Genomic DNA, 3,108 nt, shown 5'->3' with positions numbered 1-3,108 from the left:
TGCCTGTCCTAATGAAACCATTATGGGAGCAGAGGGTGGGCGATTTGGGTTTTGTTATGAAAATGGGGATTTGAAGAAAGCGATTGATACTGTCAATGAGCTAAAAACGATCAGCTTAACAGGCCTGCATTTACATTGCAGTACAAAGACAAGAAGTTTAAATATCTATCGAGCGATTTCGAAAATGGCCTGTGAAATTACACAAAAATATTCACTAAAGCTAAAGTATGTGGATGTCGGTGGAGGGTTTTTTGGAGGGCTTAAAGATAAACCCCAGTTTGATGAATATATCGAAGTAATTTCTTCTGAATTAAGCAAAGTCTTTAACAACGAAGATACGGTCTTAATTGTAGAACCAGGAACGTCGATTGTTTCCTCTCCATTTAGTTTTGTCACAAGTGTCGTTGATGTGAAGCAAACGAGTGCGAATCATTTTGCCACAACGGATGGTAGTCACATTAATATCAATCCACTGAAAAATAAGGGGATAAAGTTTTTTAGGGTTCAGTATAAGATTAGTGAGGATAGAAAGCTTATCGACAAACAAGTCATCTCTGGATTTACCTGCATGGAGGATGACCGAATCATGGTGCTAGAGGACGCTCCTCAAGTTTTGGTTGGGGATCAAATCATTTATGAAAAAGTTGGCGCGTATTCCATGAGTCTATCTCCGTTATTTATTAAGTTCTTTCCTGCTGTCTATGTCGAGAAAGATGGCGTGATGATGGAAGCTCGTGAAAAATGGACAGCTGATCATTATTTGTGAAGATATTTCTTTGGCAATTTGGAGGAGGAAGGCGCGCTCATAACTGTGGGAAAGGTGCACATAGATACGTGCGACGTCCCTTATAACCGAGGAAAAGGCGCTCAAACATGCTAGAAAAACGCTCATAAACCGGAAATCGGCGTTCAAAAATGGGTGATGCGCTCATAACCGGGGAAAAGATGCTCAGAAATGACAGGTCGTTGCTCATAAACCAGAAATCGGTGCTCATAAGTAGTAGCACCGCTCAGCAACTAAAGGTGCGCTCAAAAGAAATGAGAGGAGCTTTTCAAATGAACATATTGATTCTTAGTTGTGGAACTAGGAATAAAATCGTTCAATACTTCAAAAAAGAGCTTGAAGGAATCGGCAAGGTCTACGCGACAGATTGTAGTCCTCTTGCACCAGCACTTTATGATGCGGACCAGTACTTCATCGTTCCAAGGATTGATCATCAAGATTATTTAAGTACGATTCTAGCAATATGTAAAAATAATGATGTCAAGGCTGTGTTTACGTTAATCGACCCGGAAATCAGTTTGTTAGCGAAACATCGAGAAGAATTTTTAAACGTTGGCACCATCCCGATTGTGTCTGATTTAGAAAACGTTGAGATGTGCTTTGATAAGTTTTCGCTGAATACATTTCTAATAAAAAACGGTTTTCATTCAATCAAAAGCTATATTGATAAAGAAGAATTTTATCTAAATGTGGATGCTGGGGTTGTAGACTTTCCCGTATTTGTTAAACCAGTAAAGGGCAGCGCAAGTATCAATATCAATAAAGTGACATCAAAAGAGGAAGTTGAATTATTATTTAAAAACTATAAGAATATGATGATTCAAGAATTTATAGATGGGGTTGAAATCGGCGCGGATGTGTATATAGATCTCCATTCAGGTGAACCCGTCGCCATTTTCACAAAAGAAAAGCTTGCGATGAGAGCAGGAGAAACGGATAAATCCATTTCTATCAAAAATGAAAAACTGTTTGATCTTATAAAAAATTTTGTGAAAGTGATTGGTTTTAGAGGAATCATTGACATCGACATTTTTAAAGTAAATGGGGAATATATCATTTCGGAAGTGAATCCACGTTTTGGTGGAGGTTACCCGCATGCCTATGAAAGTGGTGTCAACATACCGAAGATGATCGTCCATAATTTACACAATCAAGTGAATGAAAATGTCATTGGTCGGTACGAAGAACGTATTCGGATGATGAAATACAACGAAATCAAGATTATTAAATAACTAGATGTTGAGAATTCAGTGGTTTGGAACGAAGATGAAGGAGCTGTGGAATATGTTCACAGTCAGTAATCTGAACCTGTTTTTTAAAAGACTGATTGATCTAGTTGGCAGTGGATTAGGATTGCTATTGTTATCACCACTGATTGTTGTGATTGTCTTGCTTATGAAAATCACGATGCCTGGTCCCGTTTTTTTTAAGCAAGAAAGGGTGGGGAAAAGCGGGGTAGACTTCCATATATATAAATTCCGAACGATGAAGGTTGACGTGGAAGCAGAGAGAAATTCAGATTTTTCAAAGGATGAAAATCGAATTACTACATTAGGAAAATTTTTAAGAAGGACAAAAATAGACGAACTTCCGCAGCTTGTCAATGTTTTGGTAGGAAAGATGAGTTTAGTAGGACCTAGACCAACAGTTCATATACAAGTGGAGGAATATACACCGATTCAGATGCAACGCCTTCAGATGAAACCAGGAATGACAGGTCTTGCCCAAGTGAACGGAAACAATTCTATATCGTGGGAACAACGAATTGAATATGATCTTTCATATATTCAAAATTATTCCATTTTACTCGATGTTAAAATCATCTGTAAAACGGTCGCGATTGTTTTATTTGGTGAAGAGAAATATAAAAGAGGTTAATTCTAGAAGCGCAATCGACGATTAAATTGTTTTAAAACGGTAAGGAGATGGAAATGAAGACAATCCTAATTGGCTCTGTTGATTCAAGTAAAGTGGTACTTGAAGAAATGATTAGACTGAACTTTCCGGTGGATCTCGTATTTTCACTGGATGAAAAATATTCAAAAAATGTTTCTGGATATGAACCAATTCATGAGTTGGCCGAAGCTCATCACATTCCATTCAGGAAGTTTAAAAATATAAACGAAGATCTCTATGTGAAAGAGATTACTGATCACCATCCAGATTATATTTTTGTGGTCGGATTGTCCCAACTCATAAAACCAGAAATTATTCATGCTGCAAGAATTGGAACAATCGGATTTCATCCCACTCCCCTTCCAAAATTCAGAGGAAGAGCCGCTTTAGTTTGGCAAGTCTTATTAGGCGTACGAGAAACAAAATGC

General features: G+C 37.8%; 4 protein-coding genes. All 4 read left to right on the top strand.

The window, feature by feature from the left end; genetic code table 11:
* Positions 1–766, top strand: a 766-nt coding sequence (locus tag AC1DSL_RS16665) for a type III PLP-dependent enzyme domain-containing protein (protein ID WP_477533059.1), incomplete at its 5' end; no start/stop codon positions are given.
* Positions 767–1,056: 290 nt separating this feature from the next.
* On the top strand, positions 1,057–2,016 hold the full coding sequence (locus AC1DSL_RS16660) for an ATP-grasp domain-containing protein (RefSeq protein ID WP_477533058.1): 960 nt from the start codon (positions 1,057–1,059) through the stop codon (positions 2,014–2,016).
* A 52-nt stretch (positions 2,017–2,068) separates the two neighbouring features.
* On the top strand, positions 2,069–2,662 hold the full coding sequence (locus tag AC1DSL_RS16655; protein ID WP_477533057.1) for a sugar transferase: 594 nt from the start codon (positions 2,069–2,071) through the stop codon (positions 2,660–2,662).
* Between the two features lie 53 nt (positions 2,663–2,715).
* The coding region (locus tag AC1DSL_RS16650) for a formyltransferase family protein (protein WP_477533056.1) at positions 2,716–3,108 on the top strand (393 nt) is incomplete at its 3' end.

Source organism: Paenisporosarcina sp. P4_D4, assembly GCF_056401835.1.
The sequence above is the reverse complement of the archived record's forward strand: the minus strand, read 5'-3'. Positions and strand labels throughout refer to the sequence as shown.